The following is a 26108-nucleotide window of genomic DNA, read 5'->3' on the forward strand; positions in this document are numbered from 1 at the left end:
TCACGAAACGGAAACAAGGGGAACTGTCAGCTGTATTTATTTATTCGGCAGTGGAGTAACGGATGTGGCGTTCGAAACCGTGATAACGGGTTCCCTGATAGTTTAATACACCGTTGTCGCCTTCCGCACTCATACCGTATTCACTGCCCTCTACCTTGAATTCCATCCGCAGGCCTCCCTCCAGCTCATAGGTCAGATAATAGGCCGTGCTTGCGCGGCTTGCCCCGGACTCATCCTGTGATTGCTGCCGCAGTTCACTGCGCTTGCTGACGATGCGGGCAGAGACCGACTTGACGGGAGAGCTGTTGTTCCGGCTCCACCGGAGCAAGCCTTTGCCTGCAGTAATTGCAGCGATCCCCAGCATCACAATGAAAAAAATCGGCAGCACCGTCCCGGCAAAATCAAACATCCATGAAAGATCCGGGCCCATTCCCATGACGGATTCCTCCTTATTCCCCGGTATTCAGCCTATACATTATCAATCTATTCTTCTTGGCATGCCGGTGCTTCTGTACATGTATATGCCCCATTTCTTCAGGTCAGCATCATAAGTTGTACGAAAAAAAGGAATAATTATCGATTGCCAAACCGTAGTTCATCCTGCATGGTTATATACATAACTATATAACCATATAACAAAAGGAGTGGGTCAGGTGGTGATTAACCGGTGAATTCCTCATTCGATGACAAAAAGCCTATTTTTATGCAGATCAAGGAACGTATAGAGGACCAGATTGTGAATGGCCAATTGAAGGAGCACGACCAGATTCCATCCACAACCCAGCTGGTAAGCTTCTATAAGATCAACCATCTTACCGTGTCCAAGGGAATCAATCTGCTGCTGGATGCTGAGATTATTTACAAGAAAAGAGGGGTCGGAATGTTTGTAGCCGAACACGCGAAGGAACTGCTGCTGGAGCAGCGCAAACAGCTGTTTGCCAGCGAATATGTTCAGCCGATGCTGGAAGAGGCCGGAAAGCTGGGTATCTCAACCCAAGAAATGATTATGCTGATAGAGCAATATAAAGGAAGTGACCCCGAATGAGCTTCGATATTAAGCTGGAGCAAGTATCCGTGCGGTATCGTCAGCAGACCGTACTTCATGACCTTAGCCTCATGATTGAGGCAGGCAAAATCTATGGCCTGATTGGCCGGAACGGCGCAGGCAAAACCACTCTGCTATCTTTGCTGGCATCCTATATTGAGCCTGATGCTGGCAAGGTTACTTTTGACGGCGAAGAGCCTTTTGAGCATCCCGTGTGGATGTCGCAGGTAGCCTTTGTGCATAAAACAAACCGCCGTGTATCTATTTTTCATGCTGACAATATATGTCGTTCTGTGTTTAATCGATGGTCTCGATAAGTCCGCGCATGATAGTTTCCTGAGCTTGTATTCCGTCCATTAAGAATCTATATGCTGATTATCGGATATATTTCTGTATCAGGCTTTCTTACAAATTATGTGAAGCTTGGGGTGACCCGCAAGCATTATTTCAGCGGAGGTTTACTCTCTGCTCTGGCCATTTCGATCATCATGCTGCCCCTCTCTGCCGGACTAATTACGCTGGTAGAGCAGTTGTTTCATTCCGTGGAGCCGCCTGCGATTTGGCCGGATACCAGCTCCTGGCTGGGAAGTCTGCTGGCAACCATGTTTACCATACTGGTGTATTATACCGGCGGCTGGTTAATTGGTGCGGGATTCTACCGGTATGATGCAGCGCTTGGACTGCTGGATCTGGCGTTCGCCCTGGTGCTGCTCTTCTTCGTCACCGTTCCGGTAGAGTTGCTTCATTCAGGCAAGCTGGTGAATGTGCCTCCTTACGTCTATTTATTGGTCACCGCATGCCTAACGGCTGCTGCCTTCTGGAGGATTAAGCAGGTTACCCGCCGGGTTCGCATTAAAGTAAAGTAACAGGTGGATAGTATGAAAGCACAAGAAGAAACGGCTTCACCGTCCTCAATAAAGCGTATGCTTCCGAAGCAGCGATACTACGTATCCCTTTCAGGTATCCGTTTCTGCGAGAAATAGAAAGACCACATCTTCTCTTGGAGAGGAATGTGGTCTTTATGTGTTGCTATATACGGACAAACTAAGCATGAACGAGGTCGAGAAATTGCTTGGTTTCGTTGGTTTCTTCAGGCATCATACCACTTTCAGCCCAGCAGGCTCTGCATTGTTCTTCCGTTTCACACAGGTGAGCGTCAGCACAGTTATAGCATAATTGCAGCAGGTTTCTTGTCATATAATCCGTTTCGAAAGTGTTCATTATTAATCTCTCCTCTTCGGGATAAAAGTTTGTGAAATAATGTACTTGTTCTATGTGTTAAATATATCACATGATTTTCGGTTTGTCATGTGATTTTTTTCACATTTATAAAGAAAATTTTAAATAAGATTTTCAGCAATATTAGATCGCTGAACACTGCGGACCGAAGAGCCCTTATTTTACCGATTTCCGGCTTATTAGCCTTGCGGACTTATCAGCTCAAGCCTCTCCTTCCCAATAAATAAAAGGCTGCCCAAGGGCAGCCTTCACTGGAACTCTATCAGATGACCCGCCAGCTGACTCCACCATTAGTGGTCTGCAGCAGAATGGAACGCCGGTCCTCTCTTTTCTCGATCAGCAGCCAGCCGACTTCTGCCGAGAAGAACTGCAGCTTGACGACCTCTGGGTATTCCTGAAGTTTCGTCTGCAGCACAGTGCTTACCGGAAGCTCATTCCAGGTTCTCCCCTGATCCAGCGTCTCATAGAGCAGATTCCCGTCAAGCACCCAGCCTTGCATCAAGTCCAGAAACGTAGGCGGGAGATGCCGGTTCACGCCAGTACGGCTCTTGAAGCCGAATGGAGCAAACTTCCAAGTCTCTCCACTGTTGGCGGTGAAGTAGCCATGGTATGTGATGCGGCTGTCCTTATCCATCTGGCAGCCGACCTCCATCCAGCCATTCTTGCTGCTGCCGCTGAAGAATACCGGCTCCCCGGTGATCACCCGGTCACAGGCGTCCAGCCGGTTGTTCACCAGAAAGGTTGCACCGGAGCGCCAGGTGTTCCCCCCGTCCTTCGTCCGGTACTGCTTAGGCAGAGCGCCGGTCTGCAAGGTTACAAACCCGTTGGAGACATCCTTGAACAGCATCCCGGTAATCACTCCAGCCATCGGAATCGCCTGATTCGGATTGTTCGGATTATAGATCTCATTCTGCATCACGGCAGTCCAGGTCGCTCCGCCGTCATGTGTAGCATAAAGGGCCTTGCTCTCCTTATTGGAGGTCGCATCCCATGTGGTCATAATCCAACCATCGGTGCTGGAGCTGAAGTAGATCGACGATATCGCATTGCTATCACCCAGGCTGGAGACCTTCCAGGTCTCTCCTCCATCCTGCGTACGCAGAACAATGGCCTCTGTCTTCCCATAGGCACTTCTGACAATCCAGCCGTTATACTTATCCGTAAAAAAAATCTCTTTGCCGTACACCGGATTCGCCAGAAACTGGACGGTAGGGGCAGGGGAAATATTGGCCCAGGTCCTGCCGTTGTCTCCTGTAACGTAGAGACGCAGTTCATTCTTCGTAACGCCCCAGGCCAGCCCCTCCGTCTCGCTGAGGAGGTGGAATTCGGTAAGCCTGGTCTGGATCTGATATTTGGTGCTATCCAGGTTGTCCAGATTCTGCGCATCCGGCGTAATGAGCGTAATCGTCTGACCTTCCTCCTCAGGCGCTTCTGTCAACTGCGGCGGGGGAGAAGGCTCCTGCGGAGGCGCAGAGCAAGCCGAAAGCATTACGGCGGATAGAATCACCATACAACCTATGAACATAATCTTCAGGACAGATGTCTTTGCTGGCAACACTCGCGCTCCCTTCGGATTCCGGATTATTTCTTATTAAGATTACTACTGCGGTAACCGTACAGGAAGTAGATCAGGAGGCCAATAGCCATCCAGATAAAGAACCCGATCCAGGTTTCTCTTCCCAAGTAGTACATTAGATAACCGCAAGTGGCTGCGCTGAGCAGCGGGATCAACGGCACCCAAGGGACAGTGAAGCCCCGCTTCAATGTTGGATGCGTACGGCGTAAGGCAATAACCCCAAGCGATACGACCAGAAAAGCAAACAGCGTTCCGATGCTGGTCAGATTAGCCAGCCGGTCGAGCGGTATGAAGCCGGTAAACACGGCAATAATGCCGCCGACCATCCAGGTGCTGCGCACAGGTGTCTGGGTCTTGGCATTAATCTTCGACAAGGCCTGTGGCAGCAGACCATCACGCGAGATGGCGAACAGCAGGCGGGTCTGACCAAACAGCAACACGAGCAGTACCGTGGTCATTCCGGCAATCGCTCCGACCGAAATGAGACCGGCAATCATATTCTGGTCTACATAACGCAGCGCAAACGAAACCGGATCACTCACATTCAGGTTCTGAAAAGGCACGATCCCCGTTAACACCAGAGATACCACAATGTAGAGCACTGTACAGACAGCTAATGAAGAGATAATTCCAATCGGCAGATCCCGCTGCGGACGTTTGACCTCTTCAGCAGCCGTTGAAATCGCATCAAAGCCTATGTAGGCAAAAAATACGGTAGCCGCTCCATTCACAATGCCATTGAAGCCAAATGGCATAAACGGCGTCCAGTTATCCGGTTTCACATAGAATACACCTGTAACGATAAACAATACAACCACAGAGAGCTTGATCACAACCATAATGGAATTGAAGCGGGCGGTTTCCTTGATCCCTCTGGTAAGCAGGTAGGAAATCAGCACAATAATGACTACAGCCGGCAGATTGATGATCGTGCCTTTGTCCGCATTATACGCCCCTGACAACGCAGTCGGCAAATGAATGCCCAGCCCTTCCAGTAGACCCTGGAAATATCCCGACCAGCCGCTGGAGACCGCAGCCGCAGCCACTCCATATTCAAGCACCAGATCCCAGCCGAGCACCCAGGCCAGCAATTCGCCAAAGGCCACATAACTATAGGCGTAGGCACTGCCTGAAACGGGAAGGGTTGAAGCAAATTCAGAATAACACAGCGCTGATAGCACGCAGGCGAATCCGGCGATAATAAAAGATATTACGAGTGCCGGACCAGCATGCTCGGCAGCCGCAACGCCGGTCATGACAAAGATCCCTGTACCGATGATCGCCCCTACTCCAAGCATCGTTAAATCCAGGGCACCCAGCGTCTTGTTCAGCGTGCTGCCGGTAGCAGCTGCAGTTGAGCTGAGTTGTTTTTTACGAAATAAATCCATCCATAAACGCTCCTGTCGAGGTTATATTGTCTAATGGTCAGGGTGAGGTGGTCAACAGGCCGACTCCAAGTCCCGTAAAAATAATTCCCGCCGCAAGGTTCGCCCCTTCCTGGAACCGGGGCTTCTCCAGAAGTCTGCCACTGAGTACACCGGCAAAATAGGCGAATAAGCCAAAAATAAGTGCTGTTAAAGCAATAAATATCGCTCCCAATAGCAGCATTTGGATTGGCACATATCCATATTCATAATTCACAAACTGCGGCAGAAAGGTCAGAAAGAAGATCGCGACCTTCGGATTGAGAATGTTCATAATCAGCCCGCGCCGCAGCAGCGCGCCTTCGTTCGTTCTCTCGCCAGGAGTCAGCTTAAGCGCCGATTTACGGTGCTTCAATGACTTATAGGCAAGGGTGAACAGATACACTGCCCCTGCTATCTTAAAGACAGTGAACAGTACGGGAGAGGTCTTCACCAGAATCGAGAGGCCCAGAGCAGCGGCTATCGTATGTACGGTATTGCCCAGCGCGAGACCTGCAGCAGTGTAGATGCCCGCCTTCCGCCCGTTCGTGATGCCTTGGGTAACGGCAAAGATCAGATCCGGCCCGGGAATCAGAATCAGCAGCACCGCTGCCCCTGTAAACAACATAAGTGTGGACATGCTTAACATCAATCGCTCTCTCCTTCCGCAAATTCCATTATTAGCCTACCCCTTAATGGGGTAATGGATTAAAAGCCTCAAGCTTGAAAACAATATGGGTAAAGCTTATGATGGATAGGATTGGACACAAAAAATTCGAAATCTGGAGGAGATGTACTAATGGCCCCCCCATTCAAGCCCAATCGTGTCGTAGTAATCGGCACCGGTGCAGTCGGCACCACAACTGCCTATACGCTTTTGCTGCGCAGACGCATGCAAGAGCTGGTCTTAATTGACGTGAATCACCAGAAGGCGCTCGGTGAAGCGCTGGATATGAACCACGGCATGCCTTTTGTAGGCGGTGTGAAGTTATGGGCTGGAACTTATGAAGATTGCCGGGAAGCGGATATCATTATCGTAACCGCCGGCGCATCTCAGAAACCAGGCGAGACCCGGATCGATCTTCTGCGCAAGAATATCTCCATCTTCAAGGACATCATCAAACAAATCACGAAATACAACCAACACGCTATCCTGCTGATAGCCACGAACCCGGTTGATATCCTGGCTTATGCAACACTGAAGATCAGCGGCTTCGACCGCAGACGTGTAATCGGTTCAGGGACTGTTCTGGACAGTGCCCGCTTCAGATACTTGATCGGCCTGCATAAAGAAATAGACCCGCGCAGTATTCATGGGCAAATCATTGGGGAGCATGGTGATTCCGAGCTGCCGGTGTGGAGTCTTGCCAACGTGGCCGGGATTGACTTAGGCTTCGATGAAGCGGAGAAGAAGGATATCTTCGAAGACACCAAAAATGCCGCATATGAGATTATTGACGCCAAAGGCTCAACTTCATACGCGATTGCGCTGGCACTGGACCGGATCGTCGTCTCTATTCTGCATAATGAAGGCGCCGTGCTTAACGTATCCACATTGCTGAACAATTATAATGGTGTTTCCGATGTGTTCCTGGGTGCTCCGTCTATCGTTGACCGTTCCGGGGTGCGTGAAGTGCTCGATCTTCCGCTCAGCGAGGATGAACAAGCTTTATTCCAGAAATCAGCGGAGAAGCTGAAATCGGAAATCGCCAAGCTTGAGTTATAAATAACAACATCAGCTGCCGCCAAACCTTGGTTTGGCGGTATTATTTATATTCTACAACCAGTTATCCCCGGCCTGCCTACTCCTCCCAGCCGCCCTCATCATCCGCCGTCCATTTCTTGTCCAGCAGCCGGTATCAAGGAATTTCTTGATTTCACTCTCTTCGTATTCTTCATCATCCAGCGTACTTTAAACTTCATGACCGCGACCCCTTTTCATGTTAGCAACTCATAACGAACTTGTCATCCTCAAAAAGCACACTCATAGCTGCGGCATCCGAATTTGCAGTCTGGACATCGCTTCTTCCTTCTCACGGCTGGTAATATGTGTATACACGGTTGTGGTTTGAATGGAGGAGTGCCCCAGCAGCTCCTGAACGGTGCGCAGATCGGCCCCTTTGCGCAGCAGCATCGTGGCGAAGGAGTGCCGCAGCTTATGGCTGGAATAAGCGCGTCGCTGGGCTTCCGGCAGCTCCTGCTGGAAGCGGGCGAAGGTATCAGTAGCGATCTGCTGAATCCCCCGAATGGAGAGCCTGCGCCCTTTTTGCGAGATAAACAAGGCTTCTTCCTTCCCGCGCCAGGGAGTTAGACGTTCTTCTACCGCCCGGTCCAGAAAAGGGGTAATATCCTCCGGTACAGGCACGTTACGCCATTTGCGGCCCTTGCCGAACACCCGGAGTGTCCGTCTTTCTACATTATAATCACCGAGATTCAGCGTGTGGACTTCCCCTACCCGCAGCCCCATATAAGACATAAGAATAAACAGCGCCAGATTGCGGTCCTTGTATTTACCGTCTACAGCAGACAGAAACCGCTGCAGATCACTTTCATCCAGATAGACCGGCTCGCGGTTTTTTTCGGTTTTGGATTTCTTGATTCCTGCTGCCGGATTGACGGTATACAGCTCCAGCTCTGCCAACGCCTTGAAGAAGCAGTTCACCGAAGCATGCTTGCGGTTACGGGTGGCGTCGCTTACTCCACGTTCGCGGACAGAGGTCAGAAAGGATACCACATGCAGCTTCTTAACCGCACCCAGCTCTTTGCCGTTCAGACTATCCAGAAACTGCCGCACATCGGCCAAATATGACTTCTGCGTATAATACGTGTAGCCGGCATCTTTCATCCAGATTACAAAAGCATCCAGCGCTTCCTCATAATCCTCATTCCAGTCCTCCACAGCTCTGCCTCCTCCCTAAATTTACGACAACCAATTGTACCATAATTTCCGTGCTGTACATCAGGGCAATATTAACTTCCCTGTACTGCTGCGGTCTCCCCCCGCCATGCCGCCGCATGACTCTCCACGGTCAACAGAAATTCACGGAGTGCCGGAGACTTCCACTTCTTGTGATGGTATACCAGTTGGGTGGCGACACGCTGCGATTCATCATTCCAGTTCAGTTTCGCCAGCTTGCCTTCAGCCAGCTCACTGCTGACGGTTACCAGCGGCAGGAATGAGATTCCGAGACCCGCCATCACACATTGCTTGATCGCCTCAATACTCCAGAATTCCAGCTTGGGATCTGGAAATACGCCATGACTGTTGAGATGACGCTCGAACAGGGTCCGGTAGGTGCAGCCGGATTCGGTATGCAGGATGGTTTCGCCCTTTAGATGAAGCGGTTCAACCTCAGCCAGCGCTAGCAGCGGATGGTGAAGCGGCGCCACCAGGGCCATCTTCTCGTGCACCAGCGTCTCTACATGCATCTCCTTATACTCGGTCTCCGGCTGCAGCAGAAAGGCGAGATCCAGTTCCCCGGAACGGACGAATTCGGTCAGCTCCCAGCAGGCGCCCGGCTTCAGAATAATCTGCACCTGCGGGTACAAGCTTCGAAATTGCTTAATGATCCCCGGCAAGCGAAAAGCAGCGAGTGATTCCGGTGCACCCATCCGCAGCGTACCGGATAATTCATTATCAGAGCGCAGCGCATCCTCGGCCAGTGAGAACATCTTGGCGATCTCCTGAGCATAGGGCAGCAGGCGGCGTCCGGCGTCGGTAAGCGTGATTTTTTTGCTGATCCGGTCAAACAGCGGCTGGCCCAGCTCCGCTTCAAGCGCCTGGATCTGGGCGGTAATGCTGGACTGGGCGTAATCGAGCTTCTGTGCGGCCCGGGTGAAGCTGCCCATCTCCACAACGACCAAAAAGGTAAATAAATGGCGGGATTCCATAGCTGCCTCCTCACGACGGATGAACCATCGGTATTTTGAATGGATATCATTCGATAATTCCGTTTTTCCAATAGGTCTATTATCTGCTACTCTATAACAAATGACAAGGAAAGCAGGATATCAACATGAGTGAATCTTCCGGATTACAAAAAAATATTGGCATGCCACAGGCGGTTGCGCTCTATATCGGAGCTGTTCTGGGTTCAGGTGTACTGATCGTGCCTGGCCTGGCGGCGGAAATGGCAGGACCGGCCTCCTTGCTGGCCTGGGGTTTCATGACGCTGCTGATTCTGCCTATGGCCTTGTCCATGGGTCTGCTCTCTGCCCGGTTCCCGAACGCCGGCGGAGTCTCCCATTTCGTTACGCTGGCTTTCGGGCCCAAAGCAGGCGCTTTGGTCGGCTGGTTCTTCCTCCTGTCTGTACCCATCGGCGGACCGGTCGCGGCACTCACAGGTGCAGGCTACATGTCGGCGGCCGTGGGCTGGGGCGAGTCTGCGCGAATAACGATGGCAGCTATCATGCTCGCAGTGGGTCTGCTCACCAATCTGGTCGGCATGCAGCTGGCAGGCAAAATCCAGATTGCCGTCGTGCTTGCTATTGTGGCAGTGCTGATCTTCTCCTTCGCCACGGCCCTGCCGCTGATGGAGGTGCGCCACTTCACTCCGTTCATGCCCCATGGCTGGATGAGCATTGGCCAGTCGGCGGCCATCCTGTTCTGGTGCTTCATCGGCTGGGAGGCCGTGTCTCACCTCTCCGAGGAGTTCAAGGACCCGCAGCGTGCCGCCGTCACAGGCGTGACCATTGCCGCTATCATCGTAGGCGTTCTGTATTTCCTGTCCGCACTGGCAACGGTCGGCACACAGAGCTATCTCCAGAGCAGCTCCGGCGCTTCCCTGGTCTGGATCATCAGCCAACCGCTGGGCGTGTGGGGCGGATTCATCGCCGGTGTAACAGGTCTGTTCATCTGCACCGCAACAATTATCGCTTATGCAGGAGCCGCCTCCAGGGTGGCATACGCCTTGTCCCGCCAGGGTTATGCGCCTGCCTGGATGGGCACGATCTCCACGCGGTTCAAAACACCGGTTGGCGGGATCGGATTCCTGGTGATCTGCTTCTCCGCTGTCTTGTTCTTATACGGCAGCAGACTGATGTCGCTGACTACACTGATCCAGTTCCCGAACGCTACCTTCATCCTGACGTATATCGCAGGTTGTGCAGCGGGAATCCGCCTGCTGAAGGATAGCAGGCTCGGCGTAACGATCAGCTGGATTTCCTTCGTGGCCACCCTGGCCGTGTTCCCTTTCACCGGCTAGGCGATTGGTTATCCGCTGCTGATTACGCTGATATTCGTAATCGCGGTCTACGTCCGCAGCAGAAACAAACGCGGCACAACCGAGCTGCAGCGGATGGACCTGCATTAGAAGTGCTGCATTCGGCTAAAAGAGCAGAGCAAAGAACCGCAGACAGGCCCGATCATTCGAGCCTGTCTGCGGTTCTTTGTTAAGCAGTGAGTTACTACTTAATTCTCGATATAAACATAGAAGACTAAGCATCGTGGGAGCTTCTTAGGCCCCAGGAAGGATTTAGCGTGTTGCCCTGGAGCTTTCAGAGAAATTAGATGTATTTTCGCAATTAAATCGGTGAAAGTCTTATTTCTTCAGCATCGCAGGCTCCTTGAAGGCAATCAGCTTACCCTGAGCCTGTACGATGATCATGCCGTTAACGGACAGTGTTTGTCCAAATACTCGTGCCCCGGTCTGCAGCTGCAGCACCGGCTTGGCGGTAACCAGATGAATCGCTACCAGCTTGCCATCCGTCTGAGCTACATACATGCCATGGCCGATCAAATCGAAGCGGGCGATCGGATTGGTCAGGCCGGAATAATTAATCGTTGATTTATCCGCCAGCTTCACTCCATACAGCCCTGAACCTCCGTCAGAGAAAATCAGCCTGTCATCAGCAGGCCCGGCCGCAAATTGCGCTTTGTTGACCGAACCTTGAGCGAAAAAAGAGTCCCGTGTAACTTTTGCCGGGTCCGCAGTCAGGTCATATCCGTATACCTTGTCTCCGCTGTTAATGTAAATCCGGTCATTGCTGATCCACGCTCTTCCGCCGCTGCTTAGGACATCTTCTTTGGTCAGGTCTATGTTCTCCGGATTATATTTAACAGTCTTCAGAACTTTGCCTGTCTTCAGATCCAGCGTATCCAGCGTGGTCAGCGGCTGCATTTCCAGCAAGGTAGCCGTCTTCTGGATGACAACGGTATTCCCTTGCACCGCAATCGGCAGACCGTAGTTCATCTGATGCCACAGTCTTTTTCCGGTCTTACGGTCAAAGGCATGCAGCACACTATAAGTGTAAGCGCCCGATTCCTCCCCTTCTGCAAGGATCACATCACCGGCAAATAACAGATTCCCGTTCACTGTGTACTCATAGTCATCGGTCCACTTGCGAATGCCATCCTTAACCCCGAACGCATGCAGATTGCCTTCGGCATAGGCATACAGCTGGTTGCCGCTGAGCTGAAGCTGCTGAATATTCTTCAATTTAACGGAGGAAGTCCAGACCCGTTTCCCGCTTGAAGCATTAAAGGCATAGATCGCGCCGCTGGTGGAGCTTGCATAGACGCGGTCCTGGTCATAGAACAGCGGTCCAACCAGCTGCGCTCCCGCTTTCCAGGAGGTAGTGCCTGTAGTACTGTTGACCGCAAACAGCTGTCCCTTCTGCAGTGTAAATACCTTGCTGCCGCCAATCACCGCCAAGACCGGATCATTGCGATAGTCGTTAATGACGGGATTATCCACCGCCAGACTCCACAGTGGTTTCACAACGGGTGTGTTTACAGAGGACTCCCAGTTGTTGGCGATATAGGAAGTGTGAGGATTGATGCCTGCAGCTTCTACTGGAACAGACAGCAGCAATACGGCAAGCCCGGCGAGGGCTGCACTGCGGAAACGTTGGATAGTCATGTGTAAAAAACTTCCTTTCATAGAATCTATCTAGTTGGACGCCAATCATCCGATAAAGTTTCGTTGTGTAGAGTCGGATATGAGGTCCGCTTCGTTTCAGCTTGTCCGATTCGGGTTATGGATTGAAGTGAAGCGAATGGATCATGATAACACAAAGGAGACGATTCGATATGACTAAACCTACTAAAGTTATTCTGGAGCCAGCAGCACAAAAATTCGCCGATGATAACTCCAAACCGCCCTTCCTGCCCGACCTCGGACCTGAGAAGGGACGCGAAACCGTGGATCAGGTGCAGTCTGGAGATATAGCTAAACCTGAAATCGAGCTGGAGGATCTTACTGTACCGGGAGGGCCAAAAGGCGAGGTATCCATTCGGATTGTGCGTCCGCCGAATTCCTCCTCCACCTCCCTGCCTGTTATTCTCTATATTCATGGGGCGGGTTGGGTGTTTGGCAATGCCCATACCCATGACCGCCTGATCCGTGAGCTGGCTGTAGGCGCTGAAGCAGCTGTAGTCTTCCCGAATTACAGTCTCTCCCCGGAAGCCAAGTACCCAACGGCAATTGAAGAGATTTATGCCGTCCTGACCTGGATCGCCGCAGAGGGCGGCAAGCATGGCCTTGATCACAGCAAACTGACGGTCGGCGGAGACAGTGTCGGCGGCAACATGGCGGCAGCCATTACCCTGATGGCCAAGGAACGCAGCGGGCCGAAGATTGCCAAGCAGCTGCTGTTCTATCCGGTGACGGATGCTTCCTTCGATACAGAATCGTATGAGCATTTCGCCGAAGGATATTTTCTGCAGCGGGATGGGATGCAATGGTTCTGGGATCAATACACAACCGACCCGGAGGAACGGGCGCAGATTACAGCCTCTCCGCTGCGCGCCAGCCTGGATCAGCTGAAGGGTCTGCCTGAAGCCCTGGTCATCACAGGTGAAGCCGACGTCTTGCGGGATGAAGGTGAAGCATACGCAGCCAAGCTGCGCGAAGCCGGTGTAACTGTTACGGCGGTGCGATTCCAGGGCATCATCCACGATTTCGTGATGCTGAACACTTTAGCCGACACCAACGCCAAAAAAGGCGCCCTCCTGCTCGCCACCTCATGGCTGAAGCAATAGAAGGCTCTAAGTAATCCGCATAAGCAAGTAGAAACGGCTTCGCCGTCCTTTTATAAGGACGGTACCGTTTCTGCGAGAAATAGAAGGACAAGTTATCGTGTGAAACATATAAATTCTTATATTTCAAGTAGAAACGGCTTCGCTGTCCTCTGCAAAGCGTATGCTTCCGAAGCAGCGATACTACGTATCGCTTTAAGGCATCCGTTTCTGCAAGAAATAGAAGGATAATTGATGGCATGAAACAATAAATTCTTATATTTAAACAAAGGGGTGTCCGCTAGCCATCTGGCTGCTAGGACACCCCTTTGTGCTATATGCCGCCTTGCGCTGGTGGAATACGAACTCACTCGGCTTACTTCGAACGAAAGCCTTCGAACGCAGCCTGAACCAGACTCTGCACATAAGCATCGTCCAGCTGTTCCCCCGTCAATAACAATCTGTAGAAAATCGGCCCATAAATCAGATCAATACTCAGGCCGATATCAAGCTTGGCCGGCAGCTCGCCTCTGTCCATTCCCCGCTGCAGCAGTTGGCCCGCTTCCCGGCGGCGCGGCTGGAAATAGCGGCTCCGGTAAGCTTCGGCTAATCCAGGGTCGAATTGGGCTTCCCCGGCTAATTCCGCCAGCACCTTGCCTTCGCGGCTGGTTAGATAACGGACCAGCACCGTGGCATGGTTCACGATGTCCTGAAACACAGAACCTGTATCGGGCAATGGCAGCCGTTCCGCGACATCCGAGAGGAACCCGTCCATGACCACAGCTGCCTTGTTGGGCCACCATTTATAAATGGTGGCTTTGCTGACTCCGGCCCGTTCGGCAATTTTTTCCACGGTAACTGCTCCGAACCCCTCTTCAAACAACAGCTCATAGGATGCTTTGAGGATGGATTGCTGGGACTCCAGATTTCGCGGCCGTCCTTTTTTTACGTTCATCTATATGACCTCCCTTAGAAAACGATACGTACATTATACTAAATTAACAAAAAAATGAAAATGACTATTTACAAAACGATACGTTCAGTATATTATATGAGGATCAAATACTGAACACAACGTTCACTAATTGCTAAAGGAGGAATTATCATGCACACCAATCAGGCTAAAGAGCAAAAGCAAATTTCACAGGGGCTTACTTTTCTGCTCGCAGCCGCCTGCGGTCTTATCGTTGCCAATCTGTATTATGCGCAAACCCTGGTAGGTCCGATCAGCGCCGCTACTGGGCTGTCATCCTCTGCTGCCGGATTCATTGTCACCATCACCCAGCTTGGGTATGTTCTCGGCCTGCTGTTCATCGTTCCGCTCAGCGATATTGTCGAGAACCGGCGGCTGACTGTGGTTTCACTGATCGCCTCGGTCGCCGCACTGCTTGCGGCAGCCTTCGCCCCCCATGCCGCCTTGTTCCTGACCGCTTCCTTATTCATCGGACTGGGGTCCGTAGCCGCTCAGGTTCTGGTTCCATATGCTACCTACCTCGCTTCTGAAGAACAGCGCGGCCGTGTGGTGGGGAACGTAATGAGCGGGCTGTTGCTGGGCATTATGTTCGCCCGTCCGGTCGCAAGCTTCGTGGCCAGCCTCTGGGGCTGGCAGTCCATCTTCATCCTGTCGGCCATTGTCATTGCTGCACTTACACTTCTGCTGTCCCGCACGCTGCCGAAACGCCGGCCCACTCCTGAAATGAACTATGGCCAGCTTGTCGCCTCCTTGGGAACTCTGCTGAAAAGCACACCGGTTCTGCGCCGCCGCGCCCTCTATCAAGCCAGCTTATTCGGTTCCTTCAGTCTGTTCTGGACGACCGTCCCGCTGCGGCTAGCCGATCATTACGGCTTGTCCCAGCAAGGCATTGCCTGGTTTGCTCTGGCTGGAGTGGGCGGAGCCATAGCAGCACCGATCGCCGGAAGACTGGCCGATAAGGGCTGGACCAATCTTCTGACAGGGCTGGCGATGATCATCGCCGCCGCCTCCTTCCTGCTGGCTTACCTCTTCCAGAGCCATTCATCCACAGCCCTCGGTCTGCTTGTACTGACCGCAATTATGCTGGATATGGCGGTGTCGGGCAACCTGGTGCTTGGACAACGGGCAATCTATACACTGGGCAATGAGGCCAGAGGCCGGTTGAACGGACTGTTTATGTCCATCTTCTTCATCGGCGGAGCGGTTGGCTCTTCCCTGGGAGGCTGGTCGTATGCCCAGGGCGGCTGGAGCTTAACTACATTAATTGGACTGTTGCTCCCTGTGCTGGCTTTCCTGTATTTCCTTACACAAAAAGAAACGGCTTAAGCCGTCCTCTGAAAGAGGCGGCATCCGTTTCTGCGAGAAACGGATGCCTGGTTACTAGAAGATATATAGTTAACATATTAATTGTTATGTTAACTATATTTAAATTAAATATTATCTCTTCGTTAATTAGAATTTTATTCCAACCAAATGAAACTTTATCTCCGCTACATAGGTCTAATGAGTATAAGACCTTCAAGGAGATGAAATGAATGACACGTTCCAGAACACTGCTGACCACCTTGCTAGCCGCTTCCCTAGTCATAGCCGGGACAACGGTTTATTCCCTCCAGGATAACCAAACCGCGGCCGCCCCGCAGGCAACCATTACTCCCACATCTTCCCCCTCGGTACAGCAGTCCCCCGCCAAGCCGTTGAAGCTGAAATGGCAGGCTAAGACTGATGGAACCGGGCTGTACGATGCTGTTACCCCTGCCACTGGCGAGCTTGTCTATTATTCGGAACACGGTAACCTTCAGGCCGCCGAGATCACTTCAGGCCATGTCAAATGGACATATCCGAAGGGCACACATCCGGAAATCGTTACGGCCAACTCCGTCATTTGCATCACCTCTGATGGTAATCTGGTTAAACTGGATGCTTGGAGCGGCAAGCTGATCTGGAAGGTGAAGGTCGCTCAAGCGCCGATTGAGATCGGTGCACATGCCTATTTGGAGAAGAATACGATCTATGTAATCAATGAAAGCGGCGGAATCTCAGCCCACAACGCAGTCACCGGTACTGAAATCTGGCACAACAAATCACTACCCATGTATGTCAGCGACTATATTGGTCTGAAAAACGGAAAGTTGCTCGTTTCCAGCACTGTAGACAATATCCGTAACCAATTTTTTGGACTGGACCCTGCTACAGGTAAAGTATCATGGAGGATTGAAGGCCGTTATTCGCTGGTTTCAGCCGCAAATGGGAAGCTCATGTTGCGGCAGCAGCCCGAATTCGTCACTCCGGCAACTGATAATACCCCCGTTCCAGGTCCACTGCTGACCCTGGTTACCCTCAACATCGCAACAGGCACAATCAGCAAACCCACTGATTACGAGCCGCTGCAAGATATTAACGGGCTTAACCATGTGTATACTTCTTTTCAAGGGGGTTACATCTACAGTACGGACAGTCATGTGGAGGATTCGGTATACGAGCTGAAACGGATAAAGCTTGCGCCAAGCAGCGGAGTCCCGTCCAAAAGCTATGAAACGTTTGGCTCCTGGGTGGCGGGCCCGGTGCAAGGGAAGGCTTTTTTCCAGAAAGGCACGCAGCTTACAGCCGTTAACATAGCAGACGACAGCACCGTATCCGTAACAACACCAAATCATAGCCAGGTGATCAAGCTTACTGTTATTGGCCAAGGCCTATTCGCCGGCTATGAGGATGGCAGCTTCGTGATCACCCATGCAGCAAATGGCTCATTTCTCGGCGCCTTGAACACGGGCGCGTCAGAATACGGGGAGATCTGGGTTGAACAAGAAACCGTTCTACTGCAGACGGATCAAGGTCTGTTTGCGTTCGAGCTTCCGGCAGATCTGAGGAGTTAATCAGCAGTTTGCCGGTATCCCGAGGTCGATGTCACACTGCTTAACTTAATCCGGCTGCCGTCCCCAAGCTGAAACACGGCCGCGTCTGAAACAGAAAGGATTCTAATTGCTTCCAGCCTGATCCAAGATTCCGCCGAAGCGATCGACAGCTCTACCTCTTCCGCAAGTGCTGCATGGTCTGCCCGTGATGTAACAGCTGTTGCGAACGGTTCAGCGGAGGTAGTTCTACTATTAGGTCCAGACTCATCCACGTCGTCTGCCTGTTGTTGCTGTATGCCATCCGGTCCGCTTACCTTTATTCCGGTATAGTTGGACCGGAGTTCAGCCGATGTGCCGCAGATAAATAGGGAGCCGTAGGATAAGTCACCGATAAACACGCTACTGACCGCCAGATTCCGCATGTTTTACCCCTCTTTGATGGAGTTTGCCGATCCGGCATCTGCAGGTTTCCCACTTGTCGAATCGGCAACAATATTCACCCCACTGTTATGAACAGACGAACAATCAATGGTTTGGGTATCACCCACCAGAAATACAGAAGAGCCTGAAATGGAAATAACCTTAACCGCACCGATATTCAGCTCTTTGTTAACCACCAGCAACTTCAACATTGTTCCCTCCCCCTGCTTCCACCCATCAACGATATCTATCTGTGACGCAGCAGCTCCATATGACGCATCACTGCAGAATCAATATCCGCCTGGATCTGCCTAATAATAGACTCCACAACGGCTCCTTCATCTTGGTCCCGTTCCTCTACTGGCGGAAGCTGGCCCAGATATTCCCGAATCCTTGGTGCCATCTGCCGCTCCAGATCCTGAATCACCAGCTGGATATGCTGCGGAGTCGCCGCTACAGCCTGCTCTGTACCAAGACGGGAGAATTGTTGCGGGACTTCTTGCTGCAAATAGCTGATCACCCGGGGTTGTATCTGTTGAACCAGGCGCTCATTTGGGTCCTCCTGCTGGTAGACAGGCTGTCCATTAACGGTCGCATGCTCCAGCGGATTACCATCTCCCGGCGTCATGCCAATATTCAGGGTACCCTCCAGCTTCTCAATTTTGAGCTGTTCAAAATGATAATTGACAGGTCCGCTGCTCACAGCGGAATTCTGCTTCAAGCTGTCAATGTCCTGACGCATTTCTCTTAGCAGCAGCTCCACTTGCTGCAGCTTCTCCGTCTGCGCCCTCAGCGCATAGAAGAATTGCTGAATATCATACGGGTGCATACAACCCCCTCCTATAGTTCATTGTATGCACCGTGCGGGCGGCTAATTCGGGCCTGGAGACAGCTTAGCCGCAGCAGGAAGTGGAACAACCGGCAGCTCCGCAGGCGGTTCAGCCTGTGCTTTGGGCGAGACCGCTTCCTGAAGAGGGGACGCACGGGAGATGGCATTGATTTTGCCGGCTGTACCGATCTGCAGCACCGAGGAATTGGAAACGGAGCCAATATTCAAATAATGTACAGAAATGCTCTGGTATACCGTCAAACCCATTCCATCACATCCTTAAGGCAGCTACACCTGATCTACTACATCTGAATCCAACGTGTTTGTGCTGCTTGCCTGGTTGTTGGTAATATTGGTGCCAATGGAGTCGCCGACGGAGAAGGAGTTGGCCCCGGCATGAATTTTGGAATTGCTGCTCAGGATCACGGAAGCCGTATTTCCTACCAGGACAGTGGAGCTGGGGCCCACGCTGTTGATCTTGATATTGCCGATGATGGATACCACCATTCCACTCCCCTTTTCAGAATGATAACCCATTCTATGTAGAGCTCCGCCCATTTGTCACTAAACCTCGCCCGCGCCCATATGATGAATACAAAACCCGAGGAGGGATTCACTCCATGAGTTCAGGCAAAGGAAATCCGCTCGACTGGCTGCGTAATGATCCTTTTTTCGCCAATCAGATATCACTTAAGGCACTGGAGGAGCAATGGAAGCTGGACCCGGATGCCATCGACAGCTATGTGGATAAGGTTATCCGGGAAGCCACCCCTTCTCTGTCCCCCACCAGCAAAACCAAACTGAAGTTCGAGCATGTGGATACCCACAGCTTCCTGATTACTAAGATCCGTATTCCCAGCTCGATCCATCCCGAGAACCTGTGGCTGCAGTTGTACCGGACTCAGCTGAAGATCGGCGGCCTTGCCAATGACCGGAGTGAAGTGATCACGCTGCCTGTCCCAGTTAATCCCAACCAGAGCCGGGCGACCTTTAAGCAAGGTACGCTTCAGCTGAAAATGCCAAAACTATCCGCCGGACGCTATAAGGATATTCCCGTACGTTTCCTATAATATATTCCATATTTTCGCACGAAACGGCCTGACCTCTTGCCCTATTGGGGACCAAAAAGTCGCTTACAATCAAAACAGCGTATAATTTATGTTATACGCTGTTTTTCTGATGCTATTTTTAGTGTTTTTATCCGCAACATTCATGGATAATGGGATGAGTACACCCATTTCATTTAGGAGGCGTTTCTGCATGCTGCAAGATGCGTGGTTTACGGTTCAGGCGATTGATTCTCACACCTATGCCATCAGTGAATATGGACATTGGGAGAAAGTGCATTCTTTTCTGCCGATCACCATCATTACGACTCATGCCCACACCGATCATATTGGCAGCCACGGAGAATTCGATACTATCCTGGTTCACCCCCAAGATGAGGCTTGGCTAGTTCACGGCATTACAGGTTTATCGATTGAACAAATAAGACGGGATATCGGCAGGGATCTGACCCTGACCCCGCCCGCCAGCTTCAACCCTGACTCTTACACTCCTTATCAAGGGAAACCCACAGGGCTGTTGAATGATGGGCAGCAGCTTGATCTTGGAGCCAGAACACTAACGATTTATCATACCCCCGGACATTCGCCGGGACATATCTGTGTATTCGATCAGCCGAGCGGTTATCTGTTCACAGGCGATCTGTTATATGATGAAACACCCGTGTATGCCTTCTATCCTTCTACCGACCCTGCAGCTCTGGTTCAATCACTGGACAGAATAACGCGGATTGCCGGAGTTTCCAGAATCTTCGGATCTCATAATACACTTGGGCTTGCCCCCGATATTTTGCAGGAGGTCACACTTGCGGTGAGCCAGCTAAGAGAGCGGGATCTGGTCCGCCACGGAACGGGGATACACACCTTCAAGGGATTTAGCCTGCAATTCTAATATGGAGCATCTGCAGTAGTTTCTTTATAAGCAGCCCAGTCGACTCGGTGCTTGCCTGCATCCACTGCGCCGCGGCTGCCATACTCGCGGTAACACACCGTCCGCTTATTCTCCGGGTTGTCCCAGTGATCCCACCCTGACGGATGAATATGGGGACCCAGCAGGCAATCGACAAAATCAGTTCTGGCGTACGCCCGCCATGGGCGGCCCAGATACACATTCCGCACTCCTGCTTCTGCGCTTAAATAACAATCCTTAAATACATAGCCCTGCTCCTGCCCTTCCGGTGTGGAAGCTGCCGTAATGAATCCCGGCCCCCCGGAGTGGTGCAGCAGACTGTGGATTTCACAATGCTCGAATCTGGCTTCGGCGCCGCCGAAGATGAAATCGACGGTTCCTTCAATATAGCAATACTGATACAATTGGCGGCAGACCTCATGTTTCTCGCGCAGCGGTATGCCGGCAAACGGCAGCCCTTCCTTGGTAGCCGGCGGCAGCGGTCCGGTGAACAGCGTATCCTGATGCCCCCTGAAGGTACAGTTGCGGAACACGGTCTGATCACAATGGGCATAGACGGCCAACGCTTGACCCACCTTCGGGCCTTGGCCGGATGTATTGGATACCGTTATATTCTCCACCAGCAATTCACTGCCGCCGAGAAATAAGGTAGGGGTAGCGAAGGTGCCCCATTCTTCCCCGTTCTCATCCAGTCCCCTTGCGAATCGGTTCATGGTAATCTCCACATGTCCTATGCCCCGAATCACCAGCTTAGAGCGATAGATCCTGACCAACTCCTCATACACCCCTGATAGAATATACAGCGTATCCGTCCGATTATCCGGCTGACGCTCCAGCGCGTCCACCGCCTCCTGAATCGTGTGGTAGTCACAATATTCTTCATGTCCAACCAGCATTTCTTCACATCCTTCACTTTATTGATTATACCTATTAGTCAAAGCCTTCTCTAAGCGTAAAGCCTGGCAGGTATTCCGTATATAATCATCTGACCACAATAACTATAGAAATGGGCCGGGAAGCACCATCCGCCCAGATTCCGCATACACTGGCAAAGAATAAAGTCAGCCAAAGGTGGAATGAAGCATGTCGAAGAACAAACGCGGCAAGGCACTCTGGCGGATGCCCTCACGTGCCAGGGGAACCTGCCCCATCTGCAGCAGCACGCGGATCAAGCTGCTCTACACCGGCAAGGATGCCAATGGCGGCAAGCTGGATGTCTGCAAAAAATGTGCAGGCAAAACGGTTTCAGCCTAATCGGAACGCACAGCAAAAAAAGAGGAGCCTTCCGCAGAAGCGAAAACTCCTCTTTTTACTGTGTTATGTCCAAATATAAGAATTTATATGTTCCAAGCTATAAATTATCCTTCTATTTCTCGCTGAAACTCTCCGTCCTTACTAAAAGGACGGAGAAGCCGTTTCCACTTGTGGTGTCAGGTTATCCGCCTAGCAGCAGTCCCCACCGGAGGCCTTGCTGTCACATTCTTTCATATTATTCCGGAATCCGGATCTCTCCAGTTACCGCGTTACATAACCAGTCACAGTCGAGGGTATAGACCAGTCTGGCTTCTCGCGCATGATGCGGACCATTGTCGTCCTCCATCATGTAATGAAGCTTAAGCTTCAATCTGCCCTCCAACTGCTCCCACGCTTGTTCTCTTGCAATCACTGGTTTCTGCAAGCTGCCGAGGGGAGACTGCTTCTCCTCCAGCAAATAGCCCAACCACTCGCTCTTATCCATTACATTGTTTACTTTCCATGTGTTATGGTCTAACACCAGCTTGATCCCCCCGCCGCTTAGCGGGATCTGATGAATCAGCCGTTGCACCTCGACCATAATCTGATCTCCCTGCATACCGGACACAACCTTCTGCCCCTCCCGGCTGACAAAAGCATAACAGCAGTCCTTCTGCTCCGGCAGCTGACTTACATAAGCTGCGGCGATTCTCTTGGCCCTCTCCTTCTCCAGCTGTGTCAGTTCTGCACGAAACGGATGTGGCGCTGACAAATCCACCTCTGTCATTCCGTCGGCCAACCGCAGCACATCATAATGGTCTGCGGCAAAAATCGGCTTCCGCTCTACCTCGAGCCTTGGCAGATTCCGCTGCCTAACCTCTTGCAGGTCTATTATCTCCACCCTCTCTGCCTGATCCGTATGGAGCAGCTGGCCGGTTGCCGCATCGAAGGTATCCTCCCGGCAGATGTAGACCGGATGCTCCGGGGAGAGCAAGTGGTGATAGGTGAGCGACAGCTGCCCACTCTCCAACTGCTCCAGCAGCTGTTCTTCAGGAAGCCTGGCAGTGCTGGGTGCGAAGGAGCACTCCTTCCATTGCCAGAACAGATGAATCAGCTCCCGGCGGCGGTTCATCACAAGGTTTAGAGATTGCGATCCATTTACCGGGATACCTGCATACTCCCGCCGGAAGCTGAACTCCAGCAGCTCTCCACCATACGTATGTTTCCGGACCAGCTTCAGCTCGGCAGGCTGAATGGGCAACTCCAGCTTGGCGAGCCAGTCAGGAATTGCCGGATAAACGGCTTCGTACTCCGCTTCATCCAGTTCTTCGCGTTCCATTTCTCGGTACCCACGGTGATCATGCCGGTAATAGGCGACAATCCTGCCGCTTATCGCGTCCAGTTCTGCCCGCCGCACGGTTGGGCTAACAAGCTCATTTGCATCTATAGGCGGAGCACCTTCAACATTCCATTCCAGCTCAATCTGATAGGCTGGCCATTGATCCGGGGCTGTACTACGATAAATTCCGCTATGGATCAGCTGATGAGTAGCCGGAATGTCCAGCTTGTCAGTTGCGATTTCAACAGCTTCCTGTATGGTTATTAGTTTCATATGCTTTAAGCCTCCGCAAGTTTCTCTGCTCTCTTCAGCACCAGCGAGATCAGGTAGAGAAGGATACCCACTCCCGCAAGCGACAAGGTGGGAATACTCACCAGCTTGCCAAAAGCAGGCATATATTTCATTAACAGAACAGCCGATGTCATAGACAGCACGATCATTACCATGACTTTCAGATAGCCGCGTATATTCCAGCTGTTCTTTCCGCCTCCACCTCCACCTCCACCTCCGCTTTCGAATGCCGAGCCCCTCATCCAACGTAGTATGGAAGTTACCACCACCCAGAGCAGCAAGAGATCAACCAGCACAATGGCCAGTGCGGAGCCTAGATAGAAGTCGGTCTGTCCGGTTCCGAGGCCGAACCATTGGAACAAGCCATAACCGGCAATCCCTGCTGCAATGCTGCTTGAGGACAGGAAGATTAGAATCATCCGGGCGGCGAATCTAAGCTGCTGTTTCCGGGGCTTCGCCGGTATTTCAACAATCAATTCATCGCAATAAGACTTCGGGTTCTCTCCGAATACTTCCTGCGCTGTGCGTCCCTCCTTCTGCGCCTGCAAGAGATGCTCCAGCAGCTCCAGCAGCAGCTCCTCTGTCTGCCGTTCAGAACGGGCTGTACCCAGCCGCAGATATACAAGCATCTCTTCATAATAGTTCAGATTCTCCGGATGAAGTTGTTCCCTTCTTTTATTGTTCAAATTCACTAAATCTGTTGTCCTAGTCATCTCATCCCTCTTCCTTTCCTGTGATCCGGTCTACGGGACCTTTGATGCGTTCCCACTGGTCCTTGAATTCTGCAAGTGCGGCCTGCCCTGCTGCAGTTAAGGTATAATATTTCCGCTTCGGTCCACTCTCCGATGCCCTCATTTCACCCTCAATCAGCTGCTCCTTCTGCAGACGCAGCAGAATGGGATAGATCGATCCTTCACTGATCCCGAACAACCCGAATTCCTGCAGCTTCATCGACAGCTCATACCCGTACGTGGCCTGCTTACTGATAACGGACAGGATACAGCCTTCCAGAATACCTTTTAACAATTGACTGCGCTCTGACATCTCATCATCTACCTTGCATTACAATATAGTGGAGAAAAAACCAGCTACCTTGCATTACAAAGTAGCTGGTTCCTATTATACAGCTTATTGCCGAATAATCAAGCCTCTTGCATGGGAGAAGTTTTAATCCACAGCTTGGAGATGTCCATGAATCCGAACGAACTGGTGTGCAGACCAGATAAATTGGGGCCGAGCTGTGCTGTTTTGTTAATATGACAGCCATGAAGCAGCCAGCATTGCTCACGCATCCGCTCTTCTACCTGAATCAGCAGCTTCGTGCGTTCTTCATAGTTCAGCTCATAGAAGCTCTCCAGCTCCTCTTCCAGCAGCAAGCGTTGTTTGTCCAACAGTAAGTGATACAAGCTATTAGACCCATTCTTGAAAAAATGGATCATCCCCCATTGCCAATCATCCTCAAGCAGTTCCTCTGTGATCACCAGATCGGCATGCAGGCGCAGATCCTCTTTATCATAATCAGTCTGCGGATACAGCTCCATCCTCAGGCCCACCTGTGCAGCGCGTGCTTTCAGCCATTCCGCCTCTTCGGTTTCCACATGTTTGGCATTGTGAGCCAGCGTGAGGGTCTCCCCCTGATATCCGCTTTCCTTCAGCAGCTGACGTGCCGATTCCAATGCATGCTCTGTATCCGTCTCCATCCAGGTTTCAGCCGCGCTCTTCCATGGCAAAAAGCTGCTAGCGGGCCGAACCCGCCGCCCTCCCAGCTCCCTAATCATAGCCTGTGGATCATACAGAGTGCGGATCGCTTGCCGGAAACTCAGTTGCTGCTGCACGCCCTGCCTGCTAAAATTGAACAACAGATAACGGCAGCCCATAGCTGTGTAATCAATGGTGTAGTCATCCTCAGGCGCAGACAGCACTTCCGGCTCAGACTCTTTCAGCCGATACTCCCGCACACTGGAGGCTGCTTCCGGCAAATACCAAATCTCTACACGGTCCAGCAGCGGGCGAATCCCATAATAATGGTCATTGGCCTCCAGCACCAGCACATCTTCATTGAGAGCCAGCAGACGGTAAGGCCCCGTCCCGATGCTGTCCTTGGCGAAATCGCCTTCTGCCGGAACAATCGACATATGCACACAGCTGAACAAATGCAGCAAAAACCGGTTAGGTCTGGACAGCTCGAACGTGATACGGTAATCACCTCCCAGCTCGACGTGGGCGATATCCTTATAGTGGACAGCAGCGGTACTGCCCAGCTCTTGAAGACGTTGGAATGTTGCCTTGACGTCCCGGGAGGTCAGGGTCCGGCCATGATGAAACCGCACCCCCTTGCGCAGATAAAAGGTGTAGCTGGTATAAGCCTCGTTGTGCTCCCACATATGGGCCAGCCCGGGACGAAACCTGCCTTTGTGCCCGTCATAATAGACCAGGGTACTTGTAATCTGGGCGATGATATACGCATCAAAAGCTGTGAATACATGAGCCGGGTCCAGCTTATCCATCTGGCGGTTGAGCGTGATCCGCAGCACATCCAGGCCTGAAGGTGATTCGGCTTCACTGACGAAGCCCATTTGTTTGTTCAGCAAGGCCATTAGCCGTGCCCTGAAGCCTTCATCCACTGCACAATTGGCGATCAGCTCAATGCCTTGTTTGATTTTACCTTTACGCAGCAGCTGTTCAAAAGCCCCCTCCACCACCTCCTCGATACTTCGCATGAACAAGAGGCGGGACTTGTGCCCTCTGCCCCGACCCGGCTGCCAGGTGATGAAACCCTGCTCTTCCAGCTTGCGCAGGATAAACTTGACGTTTCGCGGGGTGCAGCACAGAACGGAAGACAATAAATCTATCGTAACCGGTATAGGCTGCTGAAGCCTAAATGGTGTGTTGACACCTGTAGCTAAACTCAAATAATTCGTGGTATCGTAATCCATCCCATCCAGCTCCTTTAAAGGTGAAATGCCGGTGAACA

Annotated in this window: 29 protein-coding genes and 1 pseudogene; 11 read left to right on the forward strand and 19 right to left on the reverse strand. The window is 51.8% G+C overall.

What is annotated here, in order from left to right:
- Window positions 1-40: 40 nt before the first annotated feature.
- Entirely contained in the window at window positions 41-436 is a 396-nt protein-coding gene (locus tag B9T62_RS13750) for a DUF2500 domain-containing protein (protein ID WP_087915766.1), read from the reverse strand.
- Between the two features lie 231 nt (window positions 437-667).
- On the opposite strand from B9T62_RS13750, the gene B9T62_RS13755 reads away from it, so the two are divergent.
- From B9T62_RS13755 to B9T62_RS13765, 3 genes are read left to right on the forward strand one after another with little or no spacing between them, the layout of a single operon-like run.
- Window positions 668-1045, forward strand: coding sequence for a GntR family transcriptional regulator (locus B9T62_RS13755; protein WP_087915767.1), 378 nt, complete (start codon window positions 668-670; stop codon window positions 1043-1045).
- Window positions 1042-1362 carry an ATP-binding cassette domain-containing protein gene (locus B9T62_RS13760; RefSeq protein WP_087915768.1) on the forward strand — a complete coding sequence of 107 codons (321 nt, stop codon included), beginning with the start codon at window positions 1042-1044 and terminating at the stop codon, window positions 1360-1362. Before B9T62_RS13755 ends, B9T62_RS13760 begins: the two co-directional genes overlap by 4 nt.
- A 51-nt stretch (window positions 1363-1413) precedes the next feature.
- The gene (locus tag B9T62_RS13765) at window positions 1414-1911 is read left to right on the forward strand and encodes a hypothetical protein (RefSeq protein ID WP_087915769.1); all 498 of its coding nucleotides are present in this window, start codon (window positions 1414-1416) and stop codon (window positions 1909-1911) included.
- A 178-nt stretch (window positions 1912-2089) separates the two neighbouring features.
- Here B9T62_RS13765 and B9T62_RS39960 read toward each other — a convergent pair whose 3' ends face one another.
- The 4 genes from B9T62_RS39960 to B9T62_RS13780 all read right to left on the reverse strand — a co-directional run bounded on the left by B9T62_RS39960 (window position 2090) and on the right by B9T62_RS13780 (window position 5912).
- Window positions 2090-2266 (reverse strand): hypothetical protein, encoded by a 177-nt coding sequence (locus B9T62_RS39960; protein ID WP_169834378.1) that lies wholly within the window; start codon window positions 2264-2266, stop codon window positions 2090-2092.
- Between the two features lie 280 nt (window positions 2267-2546).
- Window positions 2547-3839: a WD40/YVTN/BNR-like repeat-containing protein gene (locus tag B9T62_RS13770; protein WP_087915770.1), complete on the reverse strand. Its 1293-nt coding sequence runs from the start codon at window positions 3837-3839 to the stop codon at window positions 2547-2549.
- 26 nt (window positions 3840-3865) lie between these two features.
- Window positions 3866-5248 carry a branched-chain amino acid transporter BcaP gene (gene bcaP, locus B9T62_RS13775; RefSeq protein WP_087915771.1) on the reverse strand — a complete coding sequence of 461 codons (1383 nt, stop codon included), beginning with the start codon at window positions 5246-5248 and terminating at the stop codon, window positions 3866-3868.
- A 37-nt stretch (window positions 5249-5285) separates the two neighbouring features.
- A complete protein-coding gene (locus B9T62_RS13780) occupies window positions 5286-5912 on the reverse strand; it encodes a LysE family translocator (RefSeq protein ID WP_087915772.1) in 627 nt (208 codons plus the stop codon).
- A 150-nt stretch (window positions 5913-6062) separates the two neighbouring features.
- Between B9T62_RS13780 and B9T62_RS13785 the strand changes: the two genes are divergently transcribed.
- Complete coding sequence (locus B9T62_RS13785; protein ID WP_087915773.1) at window positions 6063-6989, forward strand: L-lactate dehydrogenase; 927 nt, start codon at window positions 6063-6065, stop codon at window positions 6987-6989.
- A gap of 258 nt (window positions 6990-7247) precedes the next feature.
- Here B9T62_RS13785 and B9T62_RS13790 read toward each other — a convergent pair whose 3' ends face one another.
- Both B9T62_RS13790 and B9T62_RS13795 read right to left on the reverse strand, forming a co-directional pair.
- The gene (locus tag B9T62_RS13790) at window positions 7248-8108 is read right to left on the reverse strand and encodes a tyrosine-type recombinase/integrase (protein ID WP_245864596.1); all 861 of its coding nucleotides are present in this window, start codon (window positions 8106-8108) and stop codon (window positions 7248-7250) included.
- A gap of 125 nt (window positions 8109-8233) precedes the next feature.
- Window positions 8234-9154: a LysR family transcriptional regulator gene (locus tag B9T62_RS13795; RefSeq protein ID WP_087915775.1), complete on the reverse strand. Its 921-nt coding sequence runs from the start codon at window positions 9152-9154 to the stop codon at window positions 8234-8236.
- 125 nt (window positions 9155-9279) lie between these two features.
- Here B9T62_RS13795 and B9T62_RS13800 point away from each other — a divergent pair.
- Window positions 9280-10575, forward strand: a pseudogene (locus tag B9T62_RS13800) (APC family permease).
- Window positions 10576-10803: 228 nt separating this feature from the next.
- On the opposite strand, the gene B9T62_RS13805 reads toward B9T62_RS13800, so the two are convergent.
- Complete coding sequence (locus B9T62_RS13805; protein WP_157685601.1) at window positions 10804-12123, reverse strand: PQQ-binding-like beta-propeller repeat protein; 1320 nt, start codon at window positions 12121-12123, stop codon at window positions 10804-10806.
- A 170-nt stretch (window positions 12124-12293) separates the two neighbouring features.
- Between B9T62_RS13805 and B9T62_RS13810 the strand changes: the two genes are divergently transcribed.
- Window positions 12294-13244, forward strand: coding sequence for an alpha/beta hydrolase (locus B9T62_RS13810; RefSeq protein WP_087915778.1), 951 nt, complete (start codon window positions 12294-12296; stop codon window positions 13242-13244).
- A gap of 352 nt (window positions 13245-13596) precedes the next feature.
- Here B9T62_RS13810 and B9T62_RS13815 read toward each other — a convergent pair whose 3' ends face one another.
- Window positions 13597-14175 (reverse strand): TetR/AcrR family transcriptional regulator, encoded by a 579-nt coding sequence (locus B9T62_RS13815; RefSeq protein WP_087915779.1) that lies wholly within the window; start codon window positions 14173-14175, stop codon window positions 13597-13599.
- Between the two features lie 150 nt (window positions 14176-14325).
- On the opposite strand from B9T62_RS13815, the gene B9T62_RS13820 reads away from it, so the two are divergent.
- Entirely contained in the window at window positions 14326-15519 is a 1194-nt protein-coding gene (locus B9T62_RS13820; RefSeq protein WP_087915780.1) for an MFS transporter, read from the forward strand.
- A 209-nt stretch (window positions 15520-15728) separates the two neighbouring features.
- Window positions 15729-17069: an outer membrane protein assembly factor BamB family protein gene (locus B9T62_RS13825; protein WP_087915781.1), complete on the forward strand. Its 1341-nt coding sequence runs from the start codon at window positions 15729-15731 to the stop codon at window positions 17067-17069.
- Here B9T62_RS13825 and B9T62_RS13830 read toward each other — a convergent pair.
- Genes B9T62_RS13830 through B9T62_RS13850 form a run of 5 tightly spaced genes read right to left on the reverse strand, consistent with a single transcriptional unit; the run spans window position 17066 to window position 18834 of the window.
- Window positions 17066-17470 carry a hypothetical protein gene (locus B9T62_RS13830; RefSeq protein WP_087915782.1) on the reverse strand — a complete coding sequence of 135 codons (405 nt, stop codon included), beginning with the start codon at window positions 17468-17470 and terminating at the stop codon, window positions 17066-17068. The genes B9T62_RS13825 and B9T62_RS13830 overlap by 4 nt on opposite strands.
- Window positions 17471-17473: 3 nt before the next feature.
- Window positions 17474-17680, reverse strand: a complete 207-nt coding sequence (locus tag B9T62_RS40265) for a hypothetical protein (RefSeq protein ID WP_087915783.1) — start codon at window positions 17678-17680, stop codon at window positions 17474-17476.
- A gap of 35 nt (window positions 17681-17715) precedes the next feature.
- Window positions 17716-18297, reverse strand: a complete 582-nt coding sequence (gerPC, locus tag B9T62_RS13840; RefSeq protein WP_087915784.1) for a spore germination protein GerPC — start codon at window positions 18295-18297, stop codon at window positions 17716-17718.
- A 42-nt stretch (window positions 18298-18339) separates the two neighbouring features.
- Window positions 18340-18564, reverse strand: coding sequence for a spore germination protein GerPB (locus B9T62_RS13845; protein WP_087915785.1), 225 nt, complete (start codon window positions 18562-18564; stop codon window positions 18340-18342).
- 21 nt (window positions 18565-18585) lie between these two features.
- Window positions 18586-18834 (reverse strand): spore germination protein, encoded by a 249-nt coding sequence (locus tag B9T62_RS13850; protein WP_245864453.1) that lies wholly within the window; start codon window positions 18832-18834, stop codon window positions 18586-18588.
- Between the two features lie 83 nt (window positions 18835-18917).
- Here B9T62_RS13850 and B9T62_RS13855 point away from each other — a divergent pair, with 83 nt between their 5' ends.
- Together B9T62_RS13855 and B9T62_RS13860 are read left to right on the forward strand one after the other, a co-directional pair.
- Window positions 18918-19367, forward strand: a complete 450-nt coding sequence (locus B9T62_RS13855) for an Hsp20/alpha crystallin family protein (RefSeq protein WP_087915786.1) — start codon at window positions 18918-18920, stop codon at window positions 19365-19367.
- 190 nt (window positions 19368-19557) lie between these two features.
- On the forward strand, window positions 19558-20253 hold the full coding sequence (locus B9T62_RS13860; RefSeq protein ID WP_087915787.1) for an MBL fold metallo-hydrolase: 696 nt from the start codon (window positions 19558-19560) through the stop codon (window positions 20251-20253).
- On the opposite strand, the gene B9T62_RS13865 is transcribed toward B9T62_RS13860, so the two are convergent.
- Window positions 20250-21167 carry a pectinesterase family protein gene (locus B9T62_RS13865; protein WP_087915788.1) on the reverse strand — a complete coding sequence of 306 codons (918 nt, stop codon included), beginning with the start codon at window positions 21165-21167 and terminating at the stop codon, window positions 20250-20252. The two genes, B9T62_RS13860 and B9T62_RS13865, sit on opposite strands and share 4 nt — an antisense overlap.
- A 187-nt stretch (window positions 21168-21354) precedes the next feature.
- Between B9T62_RS13865 and B9T62_RS39965 the strand changes: the two genes are divergently transcribed.
- Window positions 21355-21525, forward strand: a complete 171-nt coding sequence (locus tag B9T62_RS39965; RefSeq protein WP_169834379.1) for a hypothetical protein — start codon at window positions 21355-21357, stop codon at window positions 21523-21525.
- Between the two features lie 235 nt (window positions 21526-21760).
- Here the strand turns inward: B9T62_RS39965 and B9T62_RS13870 are convergent, their stop codons facing one another.
- The 4 genes from B9T62_RS13870 to B9T62_RS13885 all read right to left on the reverse strand — a co-directional run bounded on the left by B9T62_RS13870 (window position 21761) and on the right by B9T62_RS13885 (window position 26070).
- Entirely contained in the window at window positions 21761-23116 is a 1356-nt protein-coding gene (locus tag B9T62_RS13870; protein WP_087915789.1) for a hypothetical protein, read from the reverse strand.
- Window positions 23117-23121: 5 nt separating this feature from the next.
- Window positions 23122-23847, reverse strand: coding sequence for a DUF1129 domain-containing protein (locus B9T62_RS13875; RefSeq protein ID WP_087915790.1), 726 nt, complete (start codon window positions 23845-23847; stop codon window positions 23122-23124).
- A gap of 1 nt (window position 23848) precedes the next feature.
- Window positions 23849-24178 (reverse strand): PadR family transcriptional regulator, encoded by a 330-nt coding sequence (locus B9T62_RS13880; RefSeq protein WP_087915791.1) that lies wholly within the window; start codon window positions 24176-24178, stop codon window positions 23849-23851.
- Between the two features lie 98 nt (window positions 24179-24276).
- Entirely contained in the window at window positions 24277-26070 is a 1794-nt protein-coding gene (locus B9T62_RS13885) for an ABC transporter substrate-binding protein (protein WP_087915792.1), read from the reverse strand.
- Window positions 26071-26108: the final 38 nt, after the last annotated feature.

It is taken from the genome of Paenibacillus donghaensis, assembly GCF_002192415.1.
Lineage (GTDB): Bacteria > Bacillota > Bacilli > Paenibacillales > Paenibacillaceae > Paenibacillus_AQ > Paenibacillus_AQ donghaensis.